The sequence below is a fragment of the Ruegeria sp. AF5 genome, assembly GCF_056541905.1.
The window spans coordinates 341611-362304 of the sequence record NZ_JBQFYZ010000002.1 but is presented as its reverse complement, the minus strand read 5'-3'; the positions used below and the strand labels follow the sequence as shown (position 1 = coordinate 362304).

The 20694-nt window shown below is 57.9% G+C and carries 23 protein-coding genes; 13 read left to right on the top strand and 10 right to left on the bottom strand.

Annotated elements, in window-relative coordinates; translation table 11 throughout:
- The first annotated feature begins 189 nt into the window (after window positions 1-189).
- Window positions 190-1680 (top strand): replicative DNA helicase, encoded by a 1491-nt coding sequence (locus ACR0DS_RS05320; protein ID WP_267366870.1) that lies wholly within the window; start codon window positions 190-192, stop codon window positions 1678-1680.
- A 155-nt stretch (window positions 1681-1835) separates the two neighbouring features.
- Here the strand turns inward: ACR0DS_RS05320 and ACR0DS_RS05315 are convergent, their stop codons facing one another.
- Window positions 1836-2375, bottom strand: a complete 540-nt coding sequence (locus tag ACR0DS_RS05315; RefSeq protein WP_480558013.1) for a GNAT family N-acetyltransferase — start codon at window positions 2373-2375, stop codon at window positions 1836-1838.
- A 240-nt stretch (window positions 2376-2615) separates the two neighbouring features.
- Between ACR0DS_RS05315 and alr the strand changes: the two genes are divergently transcribed.
- The 10 genes from alr to ACR0DS_RS05265 all read left to right on the top strand — a co-directional run bounded on the left by alr (window position 2616) and on the right by ACR0DS_RS05265 (window position 11753).
- A complete protein-coding gene (gene alr, locus ACR0DS_RS05310; RefSeq protein WP_480616703.1) occupies window positions 2616-3650 on the top strand; it encodes an alanine racemase in 1035 nt (344 codons plus the stop codon).
- Window positions 3647-4429: an MlaE family ABC transporter permease gene (locus ACR0DS_RS05305; protein ID WP_480480639.1), complete on the top strand. Its 783-nt coding sequence runs from the start codon at window positions 3647-3649 to the stop codon at window positions 4427-4429. Before alr ends, ACR0DS_RS05305 begins: the two co-directional genes overlap by 4 nt.
- Window positions 4426-5172 carry an ABC transporter ATP-binding protein gene (locus ACR0DS_RS05300; RefSeq protein ID WP_480558015.1) on the top strand — a complete coding sequence of 249 codons (747 nt, stop codon included), beginning with the start codon at window positions 4426-4428 and terminating at the stop codon, window positions 5170-5172. The genes ACR0DS_RS05305 and ACR0DS_RS05300 overlap by 4 nt, the downstream gene beginning before the upstream one ends.
- A 98-nt stretch (window positions 5173-5270) precedes the next feature.
- A complete protein-coding gene (locus ACR0DS_RS05295; RefSeq protein WP_267364177.1) occupies window positions 5271-5753 on the top strand; it encodes a cytochrome b in 483 nt (160 codons plus the stop codon).
- Between the two features lie 77 nt (window positions 5754-5830).
- Window positions 5831-6280, top strand: coding sequence for a paraquat-inducible protein A (locus ACR0DS_RS05290; RefSeq protein WP_480545509.1), 450 nt, complete (start codon window positions 5831-5833; stop codon window positions 6278-6280).
- Window positions 6281-6347: 67 nt separating this feature from the next.
- Window positions 6348-7709: a DNA repair protein RadA gene (radA, locus tag ACR0DS_RS05285; RefSeq protein WP_209503735.1), complete on the top strand. Its 1362-nt coding sequence runs from the start codon at window positions 6348-6350 to the stop codon at window positions 7707-7709.
- A 39-nt stretch (window positions 7710-7748) separates the two neighbouring features.
- Window positions 7749-8342 (top strand): CvpA family protein, encoded by a 594-nt coding sequence (locus ACR0DS_RS05280; protein WP_267364181.1) that lies wholly within the window; start codon window positions 7749-7751, stop codon window positions 8340-8342.
- A gap of 653 nt (window positions 8343-8995) precedes the next feature.
- Entirely contained in the window at window positions 8996-10519 is a 1524-nt protein-coding gene (purF, locus tag ACR0DS_RS05275; RefSeq protein WP_267364182.1) for an amidophosphoribosyltransferase, read from the top strand.
- Between the two features lie 298 nt (window positions 10520-10817).
- A complete protein-coding gene (locus tag ACR0DS_RS05270; protein WP_209503732.1) occupies window positions 10818-11066 on the top strand; it encodes a hypothetical protein in 249 nt (82 codons plus the stop codon).
- 42 nt (window positions 11067-11108) lie between these two features.
- Window positions 11109-11753 (top strand): SDR family NAD(P)-dependent oxidoreductase, encoded by a 645-nt coding sequence (locus ACR0DS_RS05265; protein WP_480558017.1) that lies wholly within the window; start codon window positions 11109-11111, stop codon window positions 11751-11753.
- A gap of 60 nt (window positions 11754-11813) precedes the next feature.
- On the opposite strand, the gene ACR0DS_RS05260 is transcribed toward ACR0DS_RS05265, so the two are convergent.
- The 4 genes from ACR0DS_RS05260 to ACR0DS_RS05245 all read right to left on the bottom strand — a co-directional run bounded on the left by ACR0DS_RS05260 (window position 11814) and on the right by ACR0DS_RS05245 (window position 14329).
- Window positions 11814-12656 carry an ATP-binding protein gene (locus ACR0DS_RS05260; protein ID WP_480558019.1) on the bottom strand — a complete coding sequence of 281 codons (843 nt, stop codon included), beginning with the start codon at window positions 12654-12656 and terminating at the stop codon, window positions 11814-11816.
- Between the two features lie 117 nt (window positions 12657-12773).
- The gene (gene tatC / locus ACR0DS_RS05255) at window positions 12774-13652 is read right to left on the bottom strand and encodes a twin-arginine translocase subunit TatC (RefSeq protein ID WP_480558021.1); all 879 of its coding nucleotides are present in this window, start codon (window positions 13650-13652) and stop codon (window positions 12774-12776) included.
- On the bottom strand, window positions 13649-14107 hold the full coding sequence (tatB, locus tag ACR0DS_RS05250; RefSeq protein WP_267364187.1) for a Sec-independent protein translocase protein TatB: 459 nt from the start codon (window positions 14105-14107) through the stop codon (window positions 13649-13651). The genes tatC and tatB overlap by 4 nt, the downstream gene beginning before the upstream one ends.
- A gap of 6 nt (window positions 14108-14113) precedes the next feature.
- Window positions 14114-14329 (bottom strand): twin-arginine translocase TatA/TatE family subunit, encoded by a 216-nt coding sequence (locus ACR0DS_RS05245; protein ID WP_480473142.1) that lies wholly within the window; start codon window positions 14327-14329, stop codon window positions 14114-14116.
- 222 nt (window positions 14330-14551) lie between these two features.
- On the opposite strand from ACR0DS_RS05245, the gene ACR0DS_RS05240 reads away from it, so the two are divergent.
- Both ACR0DS_RS05240 and ACR0DS_RS05235 read left to right on the top strand, forming a co-directional pair.
- A complete protein-coding gene (locus tag ACR0DS_RS05240) occupies window positions 14552-14857 on the top strand; it encodes a hypothetical protein (RefSeq protein ID WP_267364188.1) in 306 nt (101 codons plus the stop codon).
- Window positions 14858-14878: 21 nt separating this feature from the next.
- Window positions 14879-15550, top strand: a complete 672-nt coding sequence (locus ACR0DS_RS05235) for a helix-turn-helix transcriptional regulator (RefSeq protein ID WP_480480622.1) — start codon at window positions 14879-14881, stop codon at window positions 15548-15550.
- A gap of 62 nt (window positions 15551-15612) precedes the next feature.
- Here ACR0DS_RS05235 and ACR0DS_RS05230 read toward each other — a convergent pair whose 3' ends face one another.
- The 5 genes from ACR0DS_RS05230 to ACR0DS_RS05210 all read right to left on the bottom strand — a co-directional run bounded on the left by ACR0DS_RS05230 (window position 15613) and on the right by ACR0DS_RS05210 (window position 20616).
- Window positions 15613-16785 (bottom strand): peptidoglycan DD-metalloendopeptidase family protein, encoded by a 1173-nt coding sequence (locus tag ACR0DS_RS05230; RefSeq protein ID WP_480558023.1) that lies wholly within the window; start codon window positions 16783-16785, stop codon window positions 15613-15615.
- A gap of 62 nt (window positions 16786-16847) precedes the next feature.
- Window positions 16848-17498, bottom strand: a complete 651-nt coding sequence (locus tag ACR0DS_RS05225) for a protein-L-isoaspartate(D-aspartate) O-methyltransferase (protein WP_209503723.1) — start codon at window positions 17496-17498, stop codon at window positions 16848-16850.
- The gene (gene surE / locus ACR0DS_RS05220) at window positions 17495-18277 is read right to left on the bottom strand and encodes a 5'/3'-nucleotidase SurE (protein WP_267364192.1); all 783 of its coding nucleotides are present in this window, start codon (window positions 18275-18277) and stop codon (window positions 17495-17497) included. The genes ACR0DS_RS05225 and surE overlap by 4 nt, the downstream gene beginning before the upstream one ends.
- Window positions 18278-18391: 114 nt before the next feature.
- Window positions 18392-19459 (bottom strand): ABC transporter ATP-binding protein, encoded by a 1068-nt coding sequence (locus tag ACR0DS_RS05215; protein ID WP_480558326.1) that lies wholly within the window; start codon window positions 19457-19459, stop codon window positions 18392-18394.
- A 107-nt stretch (window positions 19460-19566) separates the two neighbouring features.
- The gene (locus ACR0DS_RS05210) at window positions 19567-20616 is read right to left on the bottom strand and encodes a methyltransferase domain-containing protein (protein ID WP_480558025.1); all 1050 of its coding nucleotides are present in this window, start codon (window positions 20614-20616) and stop codon (window positions 19567-19569) included.
- Window positions 20617-20694: the final 78 nt, after the last annotated feature.

The following is a 20694-nucleotide window of genomic DNA, read 5'->3' as shown; positions in this document are numbered from 1 at the left end:
ATATCCAGCCAACACACCAAATGTTGCGGTAACGCTGCGCCCGTGTAAAACTAGGGCTAAGTTATCCCCATTGGGGTGGGCAGTTATCCCAAGGCGGGGGGCAGTTATACCAACTTACCCCCATTCATTTGCAGATAGCTTGAACCGGGGTGTGGCGTGTAGAACCTCGGAACGGGCAGCGGGGACATGATGAACGAGATCAGCAGTATCGAGCAGGCAGCGGCGCATATTCAGAACGCCGAAACCATGCCGCATTCCATTGAGGCTGAACAGCAGCTTCTGGGTGCAATTCTGACGAATAACGACCTTTACGACCGGGTCGCTTCGATCATTGGGTCCGAGCATTTCTATGACCCGGTTCATGCCCGCATTTATGAGGTCGCCGCCGCACGCATTGCAAAGAACGCGCTGGCCTCGCCTGTGACGTTGAAATCCTTCATGGCCGAGGATGAGGGCCTGAAGGAATTGGGCGGGCCAGCTTATCTGGTCAAGCTTGCCGGCGCGTCGATCAGCGCCTTTGCGGTACATGACTACGCCCAGATGATATATGACCTCGCCATCCGGCGCGAGTTGATCCGTTTGGGCCGCGACATCTCCGACAAGGCCGCGCGGGTCGATGTAGCCAGCGAACCGAAAGAACAAATCGTCGAGGCCGAACAACAGCTTTATCAGCTTTCCGAGCAGGGCCAGACCGAACAGGGGTTCCAGTCCTTCCTCAAGGCGGTCACAGAAGCCGTCAATGTCACCAACGAAGCCTACCAGCGCGGTGGCGGCATGGCTGGGATCTCGACCGGTCTGGTCGATCTCGACAAACAACTGGGTGGTCTTCACCCCTCGGACCTGATCATTCTCGCAGGTCGTCCGTCGATGGGGAAAACCTCGCTGGCGACCAACGTGGCCTTCAACGTGGCCAAAGCATACAAACGCGGTCTGAAACCGGATGGTTCCGAAGGCGCAATTGACGGCGGGGTCGTCGGCTTTTTCTCACTTGAGATGAGCGCTGAACAGCTGGCCGGGCGCGTTCTGGCCGAGGCGTCCGAAATCTCTAGCCACAAGATCCGTCAGGGCGACATGACCGAGGCCGAATTCCGCCGTTTCGTTGATGCGGCCAAAGAACTTGAAGCCTGCCCGCTTTTTATCGACGACACGCCCGCCCTTCCGATTTCTCAGCTTGCCGCACGCGCGCGACGGTTGAAACGCACACATGGGCTGGACCTGCTGGTGATCGACTATCTGCAACTGTGCCGCGGCATGTCCGACAACCGGGTTAACGAGATTGCTGAGATTTCAATGGGCATGAAAGCAATCGCCAAAGAACTGAACATTCCGGTGATTGCCCTGTCGCAGCTTTCCCGCCAGGTCGAAAACCGCGACGACAAACGTCCGCAGCTGTCTGACCTGCGGGAATCAGGCTCGATCGAACAGGACGCCGATGTCGTGATGTTCGTGTTCCGCGAAGAATACTACAAAGAACGTGAAAAACCCGGCGATCACGAGCTTGAGAAGATGGAAGAATGGAAGCAGGCCATGGAACGCCTGCACGGCAAGGCCGAGATTATCGTTGGCAAACAGCGCCACGGTCCAATCGGCACGGTCGAGCTGTCATTCGAGGCGCAATTCACCCGGTTTGGCAATCTGGTCAAGCCGTGGCAGCAGGGTGGCGAGATTGAAGGTTATTGATCGCGAAAGGACAGACTTACTTGGGTTTTCCCGACTTTCCTTTGATTGTTGGCAAAGCAAAAAGGTTCTGTGAACCTGTCGCGCGATTCAGGATCTGGTGCGCGAACCAAGAATGAGGTCCGCCCGCCTGTATTCTGACAGATTGAACCCCGCACTCACCAAAGCGTCGGATTGTTCAACGCAGACACGCAGTGCGACGGGCCGCTAAGTGGCGCAAGCGCCTGACCATCCAGCGACTGCCCCAGCCAGCCATGCGGATGGCTCAGCTTTAGCGGCGGTTGTGCAGTGGCCTCAGAAATCTGCTCAAAACCTGTTTTTCGATAGTAAGCGGGATCACCATAGGTGAGTGCCACGTTCACGCCTGATGCCCGCAGGCAATCCAGACCATAGGCAATCAAAGCCTGTCCAACCCCGGCTTTTTGCCTGTCTGTTCGGACAGCCATAGGCGACAGGATAAATACCCGGCGCGCATCCTGTGGAAACAGCATTCGGGAAAAGATGGCGCAGCCAAGCAGCACCTGATCGCGTCGCGCGGTGCACACCATCAGGTCCTGTGGTGGGGTGGTATCGATCATCTCTTGCACGAAAGCTTCGATAATCGCCCCCTCGTCCGGGCCTTCCGACGCCGAAAATACTTCTGCGAAAAACCGGGCTGTTTCGGACGGATCTGGCGTTTGATCGGTATAAAAATCCATGATTTCCTCGGGATATGCCGCAGCACCGTTTATTGCAGCGATGGGACGATCTTGTTCTCAACATCACTTTAACACCTATGTGAAGACAATCCCGAAAACGGCTTAATACAGCAGTAAGTCGCCAAAATGTCTGCTTTTTTGGGTGTTTTCCGCCGTATCTGTCGCTTGGTGGGCGCAATCTGTCGCGGAAAAAGCCCTTTCCCTCTTGACCTTGGACGGCGCAATGTCATGAACAGTCCCATGAGTACTGCACGTTTGACGATCAATCTTCAGGCCCTCGCCAGAAACTGGCGGGCACTCGACGCGAAAACCGGGGTCGAAACCGGCGCCGTGGTCAAGGCAGATGCCTATGGGCTGGGCGCAGGACCTGTCAGCGACACGTTGGCAGAAGAAGGTGTTCGCAAGTTTTTCGTGGCTGCTGCAGAAGAAGGCACAACCGTTCGCGAGGCCGTTGGCCCCGGCCCGATGATTTTCGTTTTTTCGGGACATATGGAAGGCGATGCCGATCTGCTGCGCGGCAACAACCTGATACCGCTGATCAACTCGCCAGAACAGTTTCTACGCCATACAGAGACCCTGCCCGACCACCCGTTTGGTATCCAACTGGACAGTGGTATGAACCGGCTTGGTCTTGAACCTGCTGACTGGGCTGAGTTGCGTTCCAAGGCCGAAGCCTTGAACCCGGCACTCATCATGTCTCATCTGGCCTGCTCGGACGAGCCGGAACACCCGATGAACCAGCAACAACTGAAAACCTTCCGCGACATGACTGATGGGGTCGCTGCGCCGCGCTCCCTGGCAGCGACGGGCGGGATGCTTTTGGGGCCTGAGTTTCATTTTGACTTCTGTCGCCCGGGTATTGGTCTTTATGGCGGAATGCCCTTTGTCGGTGCAAAGCCTGTCGTAACCGTAGACCTTCCTGTCATCCAGGTGCGCAAGTTGGCCGTGGGCGAGACCGTGGGTTATGGAAACACCTGGGTGGCGCGACGGCCGTCCCGGATCGCCACCGTTGCTGCCGGCTATGCAGATGGCCTGCATCGCGCCATTGGCGGCGGCATCGACACATTTGCGGGCGACCAACCCTGCCCGGTTGTTGGACGTATCTCAATGGACCTGATCACCGTGGACGTCACGGACCTGCCGAAAGACCCGGAGCGCCTGCGCATTCTCAACGGTCATCAAACCGTTGATGATCTGGCCGAGGCTGCTGGTACAATTGGCTATGAAATCCTGACATCAATGGGCAATCGCTATTCGCGGGGCTACGTGGAATGAACCCAATCAGCGCGCTGGGGGGGCTGGGCCGCACCGTGCTGGGCCTGCTTGCGGCCTTTGGCCGGGTGGCCCTGTTTGCGCTTGATGCAGCGTCGCACATCCTGCGCCCACCCTTCTATCCGCGCGAATTCGGGATGGCCCTGCTGAATATCGGCTGGCTGTCCCTGCCCGTCGTCGGCCTGACCGCCATTTTCACCGGCGGCGCGCTGGCCTTGCAAATCTATGCGGGCGGTGCGCGGTTCAACGCCGAAGCCGTCGTGCCCCAGATTGTCGCCATCGGCATGGTGCGAGAGCTTGGCCCCGTGCTGGTCGGCCTGATGATCGCCGCGCGCGTGACCTCGTCCATCGCGGCCGAGATCGCCACGATGAAAGTGACCGAGCAAATCGACGCTCTGGTCACGCTGTCGACCCACCCAATGAAGTATCTTACTGCTCCGCGTGTGCTAGCCGCCCTGATCACCGTACCTGCGCTGGTCGCGGTGGGTGACGTTATCGGGATTGCGGGCGGGTACACTGTCGCCACGCAGAACCTGGGCTTCAACCCGGCGGCCTATCTGAAAAACACCGTCGATTTCCTCGAGATGCGCGACATTGTATCGTCTCTGGTCAAGGGCGCAGCCTTTGGTGTGATCGCGGCTATCATGGGCTGCTATTACGGCATGAACTCGGGCCGCGGCGCACAGGGCGTCGGCCGCGCAACCAAAGGCTCGGTCGAAGCCGCAGCCGTTTTGATCCTGGCCGCAAACTTTGTTCTCACAGGGGTGTTCTTCTCGCTATGATCCGGATGGAGAACGTAGAAAAAGCCTTTGGCGACAACCACGTATTGCGTGGAATGAGCCTAGAGATACCCATAGGAACCTCGATGGTCATCATCGGGGGTTCCGGCACGGGGAAATCTGTTGCCCTGAAATGTATCCTGGGCCTGATCAAACCCGACAGCGGCATGATCTATGTCGACGGCAAGGACGCAACCAAAGGCGACCGCGACGCGTTTCTGGCCCGGTTCGGGATGCTGTTTCAGGGTGCGGCCCTGTTTGACTCGCTGACCGTCTGGCAGAACGTCGCATTCCGCCTGCTGCGTGGATCCCTGAAACGCCCAACCGAGGAAGCGCGCGAGATCGCCATCGAAAAACTGCGCCGCGTAGGCCTGAAATCCGACGTGGCCGACCGCTTTCCGGCAGAGCTGTCAGGCGGGATGCAAAAACGTGTGGGCCTTGCCCGCGCCATCGCCGCCGAGCCTGAGATTATCTTTTTTGACGAACCCACCACCGGCCTCGACCCGATCATGTCCGGCGTCATCAACGACCTGATCCGCGAAATCGTGACCGAGATGGGCGCCACCGCGATGACCATCACCCACGACATGAGCTCCGTCCGCGCGATTGCTGACAACGTGGCCATGCTGCACGGAGGGGTGATCCAGTGGACGGGCCCGGTCAGCCAGATGGATGCCTCAGGTGATCCCTATGTGGAGCAGTTCATCAGCGGGAGCGCTGAGGGGCCGATTGAGGCGGTGCGTTGATAGCAGTGATGCTGGACAAATAAATCAAAAATCATCGACGGAAATCTGACAGTTTTGCGTTAAACCAGCGCAACGTTAAAGTTTGTCGGAGCTTCCCCATGCCTACTTCGTATTCTCGCGCGCAAATCGCCCTTCACTGGGTCATTTTCGTTCTGATCGCAATTCAATTTCTCTTTCACGAGCCGATGTCTGAAGCCTGGGATCAATTCGAACGCGGATTGCCTGTCTCTTTTCAAGCACCAGTTGCTCTTCATGTATTCGGAGGATTGCTTGTCCTTGCGCTCGCGATTTGGCGGATTGCACTACGTCTGACCCGCGGCGCGCCGCCGCTACCGGAAAAAGAAACAGCCGCGATGAAGCTCGCCGCACATATCACGCACTTCTCACTCTATGCGTTGATGGTGCTGGTGCCCGCCTCAGGTGCCTTGGCCTGGTTTGGTGGGATAGCAGCGTCCGCCGAAGTGCATGAGATCCTGAAAACGCTAATGCTTGTTCTGATTGTCTTGCATTTTCTGGCTGCCTTGTTCCATCAGTTCATTCTCAAAACCAACCTGATGGCTCGTATGAAGCGCGCAGGATAAGCTTTTGAACAAGCATCCTTGAACCCACGATCCAACACCGTAATGTCATGCGGTCACACTTAATAGCGTTGGCCGCCATGATATTGCGTTTCGCAACACTGTCACTTTTGGTTTTCTACCCCGTCGCGTGGTTCGCCCCGCTGATGCGCGCGGGGTTCCTGCCGATCTTTGGCCTTAGCGAAATCAGCGTCATCACCGGCCTCCAGTCGCTTTGGAAATCCGACATCTTCCTTGCGCTGGTCGTCACCATCTTTGCCCTCTTCGCGCCCTACATCAAAACCATTGGCACCGCGCTGATACAGTGGAACCTGCTAGATGCCCGTGTGCAGCCTGCGCTGAGTATCCTAGGCAAGCTGGCGATGGCGGATATCTTCCTGATCGCGCTTTACATCACATTGGCCAAGGGCATCTCTTACGCCACTGTTGAGACCGCATGGGGTCTCTACCTGTTCACGGCCTGCATCCTTGCCTCCATCGCTTTGGGCATTCTCACCGAACGCCACTGCAAATCCATCGCTCGGACATAGGGCGCTGACGACGAGGAAAGCCCAGCAAGGGCTTGAAGAACCGCCCGTCCTCGGGCACCAAGACGTCATGGCAAAACCAACCTTCTCCTGCTCCGCCTGCGGCGCATCCCATTCTCGCTGGTCGGGCCGCTGCGACGGGTGCGGCGAGTGGAACTCGATCATCCAAGACGTACCTCTGTCGGCAGGCCCAGCCAAGAAATCGCTGGGCTCGAAACGCGGCCGGTCGATGACGCTCACCGACCTGTCGACCGAGGAAACCCCGCCACCCCGCACACTCTGCGGAGTGGAAGAGCTGGACCGGGTGCTTGGCGGCGGGCTTGTTCCCGCATCTGCCCTGTTGGTGGGCGGCGACCCCGGCATCGGTAAATCCACCCTGCTGCTGCAAGCGGCTGCCCGATTTGCCCGTGCTGGCGTCAAGACGATCTATGTCTCGGGTGAAGAAGCCAGTGCGCAGGTTCGCATGCGGGCGCGCCGCCTTGGGCTGGAGAATGCGCCGGTGCAACTTGCTGCCGAAACCAACCTGCGCGACATTCTCACCACGCTTGAAGCCGAGAAACCCGGTCTGGCGATCATCGACTCGATCCAGACCATGTGGGCGGACAATGTCGACAGCGCGCCGGGGTCCGTGTCGCAAGTCCGGGCGGCTGCTCATGAATTGACCGCCTTTGCGAAACGGCATGGTGTGTCGATCATCATGGTCGGCCACGTCACCAAGGAAGGTCAGATCGCGGGGCCCCGTGTTGTCGAACACATGGTTGATACGGTGCTGTATTTCGAGGGCGAGCGCGGCCATCAGTTTCGTATTCTGCGGGCGGTCAAGAACCGCTTTGGTCCCGCCGACGAAATTGGCGTATTCGAGATGACAGGCAAAGGGCTGGCACAGGTCACCAACCCCTCGGCCTTGTTCCTGTCGGAACGTGGTACGCCCAGCCCTGGCTCTGCCGTCTTTGCCGGGATTGAGGGCACACGGCCCGTTCTGGTCGAATTGCAGGCCCTTGTCGCCCCGTCCCCCCATTCACAACCACGCCGGACAGTGGTGGGATGGGACAGCGGGCGGCTGGCAATGATCCTTGCCGTTCTCGAAGCGCGTTGCGGCATTCCATTTGCGGGTCTCGATGTCTATCTGAACGTGGCCGGTGGATTGAAAGTCAGTGAACCCGCCGCCGATCTGGCCGTTGCTGCTGCATTGCTGAGCGCACGCGAGGACACGGCCCTGCCCTCAGACACCGTCGTTTTCGGGGAAATCTCGCTATCCGGCGCACTTAGACCGGCTCCGCAGACAGAAAACAGGTTGAAAGAAGCACAAAAACTTGGTTTCACAGCAGCAATTGCTCCGGCAGGTGGCAAAACCGGTACTGTGGCAGGTCTGACACTCACCCGGCCCTCTGATTTGGTGGGGTTTGTTGGCGAAACCTTCGGAGCAGGTTAAAGTCGCGCCTTGAGGGGCAGAAAAGAACAGGCGAGGGCCATGGAAGGTTTTACAATAATCGACGGGGTGGTTGCCCTGATCATCGTGCTGTCAGGCTTGCTGGCCTATTCGCGCGGTTTTATGCGCGAAGTTCTGGCCATCGCGGGTTGGGTTGCGGCGGCCGTTCTGGCGTTCATCTTCGCCCCGCAGGCTGTACCTCTGGTCAAGGAAATCCCGGTCGTCGGAGATTTCCTGCGTGACAGTTGCGAACTGTCCGTGATCACCGGGTTTGCAGCGGTCTTTGCGGTGGCGCTGATCGTGGTCAGTATCTTCACACCGCTGTTTTCATCACTGGTCCAGCGCTCGGCCCTTGGCGGTCTGGATCAGGCTCTGGGGCTGTTCTTCGGCATCGCTCGTGGCATTCTTCTGGTTGCGATCGCATTCTTCGTTTACGACACCGTGATGACCGGCCAGTCTTACACAATTGTTGATGAAAGCCGGTCGGCCAAGGTGTTTGAACAGTTCAGCGGCCAGATTGAGGAACAAAACCCCGAGGCGGCTCTGGGGTGGGTTACGACTCAGTATGAACAGCTGGTCGCCAGTTGCACGGCAGGAAACGCTGAACCGGCAACAACTGCACCTTCCAACGGCTGATAGAGGCAGATCACCAATTCATGAAAGCCCGGCCCTGCCGGGCTTTTTTGTTGCAGATCAGACAAACCCCTCGCCACCGCACACGGTACAGCGGATTGTTTTCAAACCAAAGCACCCGTCACATCGACTGAAGATCGGTTTTCCAAAGATATCTCTGCTTTTGGCGATCTCACCCGCTCCGTTACAGATCTGGCACGATGCGCGCCCCAATCCTCGGCACCGATGGCACCGCTGCCTGATCCGTTCCTGGTTTTTGTGAGGAGGTTTATGCTGCCACATTCAGGTCCCCCCGAGGTGCTGAGTTTTAGCAGTTAATGTATGCAATCAAATGCATGACAGCACATATGTTTGCGCATGTCACCATCTTCGTTTTTCTACGTCGACATACGCAAACTTGGCCTGCGGCATTTGGCTATTGTGATCCTTTGATGACAGCCACGCCAATAGGCATTATGTGGGGGCCAACCTGCCACGGAATCGGAGCCACCCATCTTGTACTTTCTGTATGAATGCGCGCTGATCGCAGTGATGGTCGCCCTAACGGCGTCTTGTTCCTGTGTAGCGAACATTTCCGCGCTGAAGATGCAGAAAGTTCGGTGCCGAACTGCGGTCAATCCTCGAATGATATCGTCATAGAAGTTGGAGCCCCTTGAATGTGTGGGATTTTAGGAATCGCAAGCCGGACACATGATGTCTTTGCTGAGATCTATGACGGGTTGCTGATGTTACAGCACCGGGGTCAGGATGCCTCCGGGATCGTGACCTACAACGGCGAATTCTTCCGGGAAAAGAAAGCCAATGGTTTGGTCAAGGACGTGTTCAACGCCCAGGATGCTGAAACCCTTCTGGGTCATATCGGCATGGGTCATGTTCGTTATCCCACGGCCGGATCACTCAGCGCGGCCGAAGCGCAACCTTTCTTCGTGAACGCACCCTACGGTATCTATCTTGTTCACAACGGCAACATCACCAACACAGCGGAACAGCGCGAGAAGGTGACCGGGAAATACAGCCGCCACCTGCGCACCACATCGGATTCGGAAATCCTGCTGAACGTGCTGGCCGACAAAGTGGCTGACGCCATCAAGGTGAACGGCAATTCGGACCCGATCCGAAACATCTTTGCCGGTGTGAAGATGACGATGGAGCGGGTTCAGGGCGCCTATTCAGTCATCTGTCTGGTGGCAGGTGTTGGCATGCTGGCGTTCCGCGACCCATTTGGCATTCGGCCCCTTTCGGTCGCAAAACGCAATGTCGACGGTCAGGGGGACGATTATGCCTTTGCTTCGGAAGACGTAGCCTTTGGTATCAACAGTTTTGAAAAGCTGCGCGATCTGCGCCCGGGCGAGGCCATCCTGATCGACCTGAAAGGCAACATGCACGAGTTTCAGGCGGTCGAAGGCAAGCTGACGCCCTGTATCTTCGAGTATGTGTATCTGGCGCGCCCGGATTCACTGCTGGACGGTGTCTCGGTTTATAAAACCCAGATGCGTATGGGACAGACGCTGGCGAAACAAATTCAGGACTCCGGCCTGGAAATCGACCGGATCATTCCCGTACCCGACAGCGCCCGCCCCGTGGCACTGGAAGCGGCAAAAATCACCGGCATCCCCTATCGCGAGGGGTTGGTGAAGAACCGCTATGTCGGGCGTACCTTCATCATGCCAGGCCAGGCCGAGCGACAGAAATCCGTCCGCCGCAAGCTGAACGCCGTTCCGCTGGAATTCGAAGGCCACAGCGTTCTGTTGATCGACGATTCCATCGTGCGCGGCAACACCATCAAAAAGATCGTTCAGATGTGCCGCGATGCCGGGGCCAAGAAGGTTTATGTGGCCAGCGCCTCGCCGCCGGTTAAATACCCCAATGTCTATGGCATAGACATGCCGACCAAGGCCGAGCTGATCGCAAATGGCAAAGAGATCGAAGAGATCCGTGAAGAGCTGGGCGCCGATGCACTGTTCTATCAGCATCTGGAGGACCTGATCTGGGCGGCCCAGGAAGGCAACCCGGACATCCAGGGATTTGATTGTTCCTGCTTTGATGGCAATTACATTACAGGCAGCGTTAGCGCGGATTACCTGGACAGTCTGGAAAACAGCAGCCGTGTCAGCCAGAAACGCGCGGATATGCAGGTTCCGGGCGGGTCGTGGAATGCGGCTAAACTCGCCTCAGGCTGAAAGACTCCGCCCACCGAGTGCACGTCCAGCTTCTATTCAGACCGCGAATCAATCCGTTCGGCATGCAGATAGGACAACCCTATTCAGGGTGGCTCGCATCTATACTGTTCCACCGATGAGTGGAAATCTGCCACAACCCGGCGGCGATTCTTGCACGATCACAGGGACTAACAAATGGGTCGCTACGTCGTGAAGCGTGGAGTCTGTGTGGGTCTTTTGCTCACCTGATCGTTTTGATATCGGGCGGCAACCACTCACTCGAAATAAGGGGTTCGGAACTCATGCCGGGCCACGGACCATGTCAAACACCAATGTCAAAAGCGCGGCCACACAGCAGGGCGCGTTAAACAAGAACTCTGTTTCTGTTCTGGGGGTGTTCGGGCCCAAAACCGAACTGCACGCCTTGGTACGCCTGTCATCGGGCCGCGTGAAAGAGGTTGAACCCGGAAGCCGTGTCGCCTCGGGTACGGTGATAGCAATCGACGAACAGGGCATCATGCTGCGACAAAGCGGCCAGACCAAGCGGATCGCCATTCCCGGAAGCTAATCGCGACTTGACGCCCCTCGCGCAGGGGTTCAAACCGCAGCCATGACCGATCAGACAAAAATCGCCCTTATCACCGGGGCCTCTCGCGGGTTGGGCGCTGCGCTGGCCGAAGCGCTGGCACCTGAATACCATATCGTCGCCGTCGCCCGGACCACCGGCGGGCTGGAAGAGCTGGACGATCGTATCAAGGCCAGGGGCGGGTCAGCCACTCTGGCCCCCATGGACATCACCGATCCAAACGCCATGGCGACCCTGTGTCGTGGCATCCATGACCGTTGGGGCAAGGTTGACCTGTGGATGCACACAGCCATCCACACATCAGCACTGACGCCAGTGCATTTTGTTGACCCCAAGGAATGGGCCAAGGCGATCAACACAAATGCAAACGCGACCTCGGTTCTGATCCCCTATGTCTCACCCCTTCTGGGCGAGAGTGGCCATGCGGTGTTTTTTGACGATCCGAAAGCTGGCGAGAAGTTTTATGGCATCTACGGTGCCACCAAGGCCGCGCAGATGGCTCTGGCCCGCAGTTGGGCCGTCGAAACCGAACGCACCGGTCCTCGGGTTTCGGTTGTCGAACCCGCGCCGATGCCCACGGCCGTCCGTGCGCGTTTTCATCCCGGGGAAGACCGGAGCGTGTTGAACAGCACCAAGGATGAAGCTGCGCGGATTCTGGCACTGCTTTAGGAAATGGCCCTGACGGGCCATGCCTCTGGCGGGGATATTTGCAGCCAGGTGAAGCCTGGATCAGGCGATATGCACGCCGTTGCGCCCAGCCAGATCGACGAAGAATTGCCAGGCGACACGGCCAGAGCGCGACCCGCGCGTGGCTTGCCACTCAATTGCCTCGGCGCGCAAGATCTCTGCATCAACAGAAACGCTATAGGCGGCGCAATAGCGGTCGATCATCGCAAGATACTCGTCCTGATCACAGGGATGGAACCCAAGCCACAGGCCGAAGCGATCCGACAGCGAGACTTTTTCTTCGACCGCCTCGGAAGGATTGATGGCGCTGGAGCGTTCGTTTTCGATCATATCCCGCGGCATCAGATGGCGACGGTTTGAAGTGGCATAGAAGACCACATTCTCTGGCCTGCCTTCAATACCACCATCCAGAACAGCCTTGAGAGATTTGTAGTGCTGGTCATCGTGGCTGAACGACAGGTCATCGCAAAACAGTATGAACCTGTAGGGCGCTGCGCGCAGATGGTTCAGCAGCCGCGCGACCGTGCCCATATCCTCGCGCTGCAGTTCGACCAGCTTAAGGTTGGCGTACTCAACGCTCAGAGAGCCGTGCACCGCCTTTACAAGGCTGGACTTTCCCATCCCCCGCGCCCCCCAGAGTAGCGCGTTATTTGCCTTGTACCCCGCTGCAAACCGGCGCGTGTTGTCCAACAACGTGTCGCGAGAGCGATTGATGCCGACCAAGAGGTCCAGATCGACCCGGTTGACATGCGCAACAGGTTCCAGTCGATCCGGTTCGACATGCCACACAAAAGCCGGAGCAGCGGCGAAATCAGGCGCCGCCAAAGGAGCCGGTGCCATGCGTTCCAACGCCTCGGCGATACGGTTCAGGGCTTGGTCATCCATGTGGGCCTCCGGTTTTGTCTTGAGGGGGTCAAAGCACGTTCCAATTGGCACAACAAGAGTTTCAAACAAAAAAGGCGCGCCTTTGGATGGCGCGCCCATTTGTTTTCATCGGCAGACTTACTTGTCGTCGTCGAATTCCTGCATCAGGTCATCATCCGCTTCCGGCTCATCATCGTAATAACCGTCAGCGCGCAACTGGTCCTCGCGTTTCTTTTCCACCCGCGCGACCAGGAAGATCGAAATCTCGTATAGGCCGTAGACCACCACAAACAGAATGATCTGTGTGATGACATCCGGTGGTGTGACAATTGCGGCCAGAACCAGAATGCCAACTACCGCATATTTCCGAACAGCGCCCAGCCCCTCGGCACTGACCAGTCCTGCCTTACCCATGAGGGTCAGGAGAACCGGCAGTTGGAAACATAATCCAAAGGCCACAATGAACTTGATCGTCAGGTTCAGATATTCCTGGGCTGAGCCCTGGAACACCACACTCAGCGGTGCCGCGTTGACCCCGTCGGCCACGGCTTCACCCTCAGCCCCGAATTGCTGGAACCCGAGAAAAAAGTCATAGGCCAGAGGCGTGACGACATAGAAGGCAAAGCTTGCGCCCAGGAGAAACATAAAGGGCGAAGCCAGCATGAAAGGCAGGAACGCGTTTTTCTCGGACTTGTAGAGGCCCGGTGCTACAAAGCGCCACATCTGCATCCCGATATAGGGAAATGCCAGAATGAACCCACCCAATAGGGAAACCTTGATCGCAACAAAGAACCCTTCCTGTGGCGAGATGAAGATCAGGCCACAATCCTGCCCGCGCTCAGCCAGAACGTCACACAGGGGATTGGTCAGGAAATTAAAGGTCGGCGTCGCCACTGAAAAACAGATGATCATACCGACCAGAAACGCCACAACGCTATGGATCAGCCGTGTGCGCAGTTCGGCCAGATGTTCGATCAACGGGGCCGAAGAATCGTCAATCTCGTCGGTTTTGCTCATGTCTTGCTTTCAGTGTTCAGCGCGGCTTCGGCCTCTTCTGCCTTGGCCAGCGCATCGGCTGCTTCTTTGGCCTTGCGCTCGGCGGTGGCCCGGGCGGCTGACGCCTGAACCTTTTTGGCCTGCTCGGCCCGCTCGGCCGCCAGTTTCCCTGTTTCGCTGTCAGGATCGAACTTTGTGGGATCGATGCTTTTCGCCATCTCCTGCGCGGCTTGCTTGACACCGTCCATGGCCGATCCCACAGGGTTCACGGCAGCGTTGAGACCTTTCTTGATCTCATTCACCCCTGCCTGATCGGCGGCTTCGTTCATGGCGCTGCTGAACTCGCGCGCCATTCCGCGTGCCTTGCCGACAAAACGTCCGACATTGCGGAACAGCACCGGCAGGTCCTTTGGCCCCACAACGATCAGGGCAACGATGCCGATGACCAGAAGCTCGGTCCAGCCCAGATCAAACATCTGCGCTTACGCCTTGTCTTTCTCGGCTTCAGGTGTGACGTCCTTGGCCAGCTCAGAAGCGTCCTTTTCCAGCTCTTCCGAACCGTCCTTGACGCCCTTCTTGAACGCGGTGATGCCTTTGCCAACTTCGCCCATCAGCGAACTGATCTTGCCGCGCCCGAACAGAACCAGAACCACAACGGCGATCAGCAGCAGGCCAGGAAGGCCGATATTGTTGAGCATGTCTTCTCTCCTTTTTCGTCGGCACGTTTGCGCGCCGGGAACATGAACTGACTCAGTCTTTACGCCTCGATCGCTGGTCTCAAAAGGGATCTGCAACGGGTTGCGGGCAAAATTTGTGGAAAACGCGTGAAACCTAAGGGGTCGCAATTTTCAACTGACAGGTTTATGTCAGTTGTTATCCGTTAGGGCTTTGGCATCGAAACAAGGTCAATGGAGAATTAAATGACCCACGTTGCTGAAATCGTCACCTTCACGCTGGCCAATGGCACCACGCCGGAAGAGTTCGTGAAACTCAGTCAGGCTTCTGAGGCCTTTGTGCGCAGCGCGCCGGGCTTCGCCCATCGGCAGCTTAGCCAGGGCGAAGATGGTCGCTGGACCGATTATGTTGTCTGGACCGATTTGAAAGCGGCAGAGGACGCCGCTGCGCAGTTTCCGCAACAGGAATGTGCGGCAGGCATGATGGCGGTCATCAATCCCGATAGTATCCAGATGCGTCACGAGAAAGTCCTATGGAACATGACTGCCTAAACGCAGTCAGAACGGCGTGTCATGCGCCGCACTGACCGACTGTTCGATATCATCCAGATCCTGCGCGATGGCAAACTGCACCGCGCGCAGGACATTGCGGACCGGCTTGAAGTGTCGGTCCGCACCATCTATCGCGACATGGATACGCTTGTTGCCTCGGGCGTTCCGGTCGAGGGAGAGCGCGGTGTCGGCTACATGGTGCGCGAGCAGATCACCCTGCCCCCGTTGAACCTGACCACAGCCGAGCTTGAGGCGTTGAATCTTGGCATGGCCATCGTGGCCGAGGCCGCGGATACTGACCTGAAGGCTGCCGCACAGTCGCTTGCCGACAAGATCGACGCTGTTTTGCCAACGCAGGTCGTGGCCGAGGCGGACAGCTGGAAATTCGCGGTCTACCCATTTGCCGATGCCGCAAGGGGCCTTGCCCATATGGCCCCGATCCGTGCAGCCATCAAATCACGTCAGAAACTTCACCTGTCCTATCGCCGCATTGACGGCGTTTTGACCGAACGCACCATCCGCCCGCTCCATATGGAATACTGGGGGCGGGTCTGGACCCTTACCGCCTGGTGCGAGCTGCGCAATGGATTTCGTGTCTTTCGCATCGACCTGATCGAAGCAGTTTCACCCCTTCCGGAGATCTTCGCCGACGAACCCGGAAAACGCCTGAGTGATTATGACCCGTACGCCTGACAGGCTTCATCTTTTCAGAAATACTCTCGCCGAAGGCATGGCCCGGTACGGGCCATCCAGCTTCACTTCAGATAGGGCTCGGGGTCCACGGACTCGAACCCTTTGCGGACTTCGAAATGCACATAGGCATTGTCGCCGCCCCGCAGTTGAGCCAGCTTCTGGCCACGGCGTACCTTATCGCCTTTCTTGACAGTGATCTTGTCGACATTTGCATAGACAGTCAGAAGATCGTTGTTGTGCTTGACCACAATGATCGGCACCTGATCCGCGTCCGCTGTGATCGCCGCGACAGTACCAGCCTCGGCAGCTGTGACCGACGTACCCGGAGCGGCAGCGATGTCGATGCCCTCATTCTTGCCCTTGTCATAGCCGCGAATGATAGTGCCGCCAACCGGCAGGGACAGCGCGGATGTGCGCGTATTGGTTGGCGCTTCGGCGGTCACGTCGGGGGCCTCGGCCAAAGGCGCAACTTTTTCATCCGGCAAGGGCTGCGTAGCGCTGGGTGGCGTCGGCGTCGGTGATCCCTGTCCCGGTTCCGTCACCTCCGTGGCGGGAACGGGCGCGACACTAGCCGCATTTTTCCTGGGCGCTGGCTGGTTCTTGACCGGAATCAACAAGTACTGACCTTCACGCACGGTAAAATCAGATCCCAGCCCGTTCCATTCCGCCAGAGATTCAACCGGCACCTGGTAGAGGCGCGAGATTGTATAGGCCGTCTCACCCCGCTTGACCTTGTGCCTGACCGGCTCCGGCCCAGCTGACACCAGCGCGGGTGTTGGTGCCGGTTTCGCGGGTTCCAGTGTTGTGGTCTGAACCGAACCCGACGACGGCACCTGATCAATTGCAGACCCGGCAACCGACGCGATGTCCACACCGCTGCCAGCACCAACAGTGCGTGGCAGTGCAAGAACCTCACCCTCTCTTAGCGTGTCCGTTGTCTGAAGGCCGTTGAAACGCGAAAGCTCGCCCTCGGGCAGGCCAACCCGCGCGGCCACGTCCCGCACCGTATCGCCGCGGCGCGCCACGACCACCTGGTAGTTCGGATAGGTAATGACACCCCTGCTGTCTGGTGCCGGGCGGGATGCCGTCGCGGATTGCGCTGCATTGGTGGTCGAAAAGCCACCGATCTGCCCGCGAAGGTCATAATCCAGAGGCCCCTCGCACCCGGCCAGAATGGCCAGAGCGGCCACCCCGGTCGCACAGCGGCGCATTGCTGATTTGGATACTGCTCTCATAATTCTGTCCTCAACGCCTGCCCCTGTTACCCGGAGTTCCGGCGACCAATTCTTTAAGCCTATTACGCCTCGTCCTTTCCAAGCCCCTCCAGAAGGGGCACGAAACGGACAGACGTTAATTCGTCATAGTCCAGACCATCTTCGGTGCGCGTCACTTTGATCAACTGCTGCACCGCGTCCGACTGGCCCACGGGTAAAACCATAATACCCCCGATTTTCAGCTGCGCCAAGAGCGGGCCCGGAGGATCCTCAGCTGCGGCTGTTACAATGATCCGGTCAAAAGGGGCTTGTTCCGGCAGGCCAAATGACCCATCCGACAACATCGAAGTGATATTCGTCAGGCCCAGGTCGGCAAACAGCTTGCTTGTTTCGCTCACCAACCGCCTGTGGCGTTCCACTGTGTAGACCCGGCGGGCCAGTTTGGACAGGATAGCTGCCTGATAACCCGAACCTGTCCCAATCTCGAGCACCGTGTCCCGGGGCCTCACGTTCAGGGCCTGCGTCATCAGACCAACGACCGAGGGTTGACTGATCGTCTGACCGCAGGAAATCGGCAGCGGCATGTCCTCGTAAGCGCGCCCTGCGAACAGGCCGGTGACAAAGCGACCGCGGTCCACCTGCTCCATCGCAGCCAACACGCGCGCATCCGTGACCCCCCGTTTGCGCAGGGCAAACAGGAATTGCATTACGGTTTCAGGGTCCAGTCCGCTCATTCGACCGCCTTCAATGCCTCCAGCATGTCATGTGCAGTCAGGTCAGCGCGCATCGGCGTGACCGAGATATAGCCTTCCAGATTAACAGCCGCATCCGTTCCGGGTGCGGTCGGATTGTGCTGATAGCCGCCCTTGATCCACAGGAACCTCCGCCCCGAAGGCGAACTGTGCGGTTCGACCGAAAAACGCGTATCGCGCCGAAACCCCTGCGCCGCAATCCGCGTGCCCAGAACATCGTCTGCCGGAACCGGTGGGAAATTCACATTGTAGAACAGCCGATAGTCACCCTGTTCTGCCGGAGTTGCGTCCAGAATCCGGCGCACCAGATCTGCACCATACCGGGCGGCCGCCTCAAACGGGTCGTCAAGGCCCAGGTTGCGAGGGCCAAAGTATTGCGACAGGGCAATCGCTGGGACGCCCTGCAATGCCGCTTCCATCGCGCCGCCGATCGTACCGGAATACAACGTGTTTTCGGCCGAGTTATTACCCCTGTTCACGCCGGACAGAACCAGATCGGGAGGGGTATCCAACATGACATCGTGAAGCCCTGCCAATACACAATCGGCAGGCGATCCTTCGGCTGCGAAGCGCCGCTCTCCCAGCTTGGCGACCATCATCGGGTGGGTATAGCTGATGCAATGCCCGACCCCGGACTGTTCAAACGCGGGCGCGACCACCCAGACTTCTCCATCCGGTCCGGCCAGCTCAGCTGCAATCGCCTCTAGCGTGATCAAGCCCGGCGCATTGATCCCGTCGTCATTGGTCAGAAGAATTCGCATGTGCCCGATTTACCCCCGCGTTTGGCTCTTGATAGACCCGGGCCTGCGTTGCGGCAAGCGACGTGGCCCCGCAATCTGAGGATTTCGCGCACCACTTGGGCGGAAATCGAAGGATCAGCGCCTAGTCTCGGGAAAAACGAAACATCTGTCGCGGCGGATGGTCAGCCACATCACCCGGCCCTGGTTGGGGACAAACACGTTCGGAACCGTCGCCCTCAGGATCGAACCATCATAGTCCATGCGGAACTCCACCAGGCTTTCATTGCCCAGAAATCGCGCACGTTCAACGACACCACGGGCTGCCACACCATCTGTTGGTGTCGGCAATGGCCCCTTGCCGTTGCGGTCAAAGTCCAGCTTGATGTGCTGAGGGCGAAAAACGATCTCGACATCCGTACCATTCGGAATGCCCGGCGCCAGGAACTGACCAAAGGGCGTGTCCGCCAATGCGCCATTCACTTGCGCTCGCAAAACGTTGACATCACTGAAAAACGCCACCGCTGCCTTGTCTGCGGGACGCGTATAGACGTTATAGGGAGCGCCCTGTTGCACGATCTTGCCACGCCGCATCAGGGCGATCTCGTCGGCCATGCGCATCGCTTCTTCAGGCTCGTGCGTGACCAGCAGTACGGCGGCATCTTCTTCCTTGAGAATGGCCAGCGTTTCGTCACGGATACCATCACGCAAACGGTTGTCGAGGCCCGAAAACGGCTCGTCCATCAGCATGATGCGCGGGCGCGGCGCCAGGGCACGCGCCAACGCCACGCGTTGTTGCTCGCCACCCGATAGTTGATGCGGAAAACCATCGATGAATCGCATCAGGTCGACCTTCTGCAACAACTCCTCGACCCGGGCGCGTTTTTCGTCCTTACTGCCCTTCAGACCAAAGGCCACATTTTTAGCCACACTCAGATGCGGGAACAGCGCAAAGTCCTGAAACATCAGACCGATCTCGCGCCGTTCCGGAGGCACCCGGAAGACGGTGTCGCAGATCAGCTTGCCATCAACATAAATCTCACCCGAGTCCTGCATTTCGACCCCGGCGATCATGCGCAACGTAGTGGATTTCCCGCAGCCCGACGGCCCCAGCAGACAGGTCACCTTGCCTGCCTGAACGGTCAGTGAAACATCATCCACAACAACCCGGCCTTCAAACCGACGGATAATGTTGCGAATTTCCAGACGCGGTGGAATTGCGTTACCTGTCACCGATGGACCCCGTTACCTTTCCCGATCAAATCCATCGGGCTTGAGCGGGGATAGCAACCCCGCCCCTCAGGTGCAAGGGATCAGCAACACCCGCCAGAAGCGACAGATGCACCCATGGCTTCAAACGGGCTTTCGCCACCACAGCCTTCGAAAATACCATAATGGGTCGAAAAATCGCCGATAAAGTCAAAATGACGGGCAAATCGCGTTTCTTTCAGCATCATCCAGGTATTGCCGCAAACCGGAAACACCTTGCCGGCTTCTATAACGTGGTGGTCATCCAGACCAAATTCATGCGGTGCGTTTGGCACGGTTCCCTTATAGATCACGGCTTGCCCATAATCTTCACAAGCCGGTTCCAATGCAGGTAGTTTGAACAGACGGTATGTCGCGGACAGGAACTTCAACGGCGCAACACGCTCTTCCAGTACGGGATTTTCGATCGTCAGCGGACGATGTGTCACGCGGCGCGGGTCGCCGAAACCGGCCGTTCGAGCCATTGACAGGAAATCATTCCAATAAAGCGCGCCGGACAGGCACTCGCCATAAAGAACTTCGTCTTCGGCCATCGCCTGCGGAATACGGCGGTCTGCATAGACATCCGAGAAATACATCTCGCCGCCCTCTTTCAACAACCTATGTGCGCCGCGCAGAACCGCATTCTTATCCGTGGCCAGGTTGATGACACAGTTCGAGACGATGATATCGAACGATCCGGGTTCCAGATCAAGCTCATCCAGTTTTTCTATATAGCCGTGATGGAATTCCACATTGCTGCGGGCATATCCAAACGCCTCGGCGTGATATTCCTGATGCGCGCGGGCGACGTCCAGTTGTTCGGTCGTCATGTCGACACCCACTACCCGGCCCGTCTTACCGACCATGGCGGACAAGGCATATACATCCCGCCCGGCCCCACACCCCAGATCAAGGATCGACGTGCCTTCAAGATCAAGTGGGGCAATCAGACCGCAGCCATAGTAGCGAGTCAGAACGTCGTCATTAATCTTTGAAAGGATCTTTTTGACATGGTCGGGCATGTCGTCAGGCGTGCAGCACGCATTGGTCTGCAAGTCAGCACTGCTTTGCAGGACTTCACCATAATAGTTCTGCACCGATTCATGTTTCATCGCGCTTTTCCCTCGCAAATGGTCATGTCCGAGCTAATGCAGCCGCCGGGCGTTCGCAATCCGGGGAAGGCGTTATTG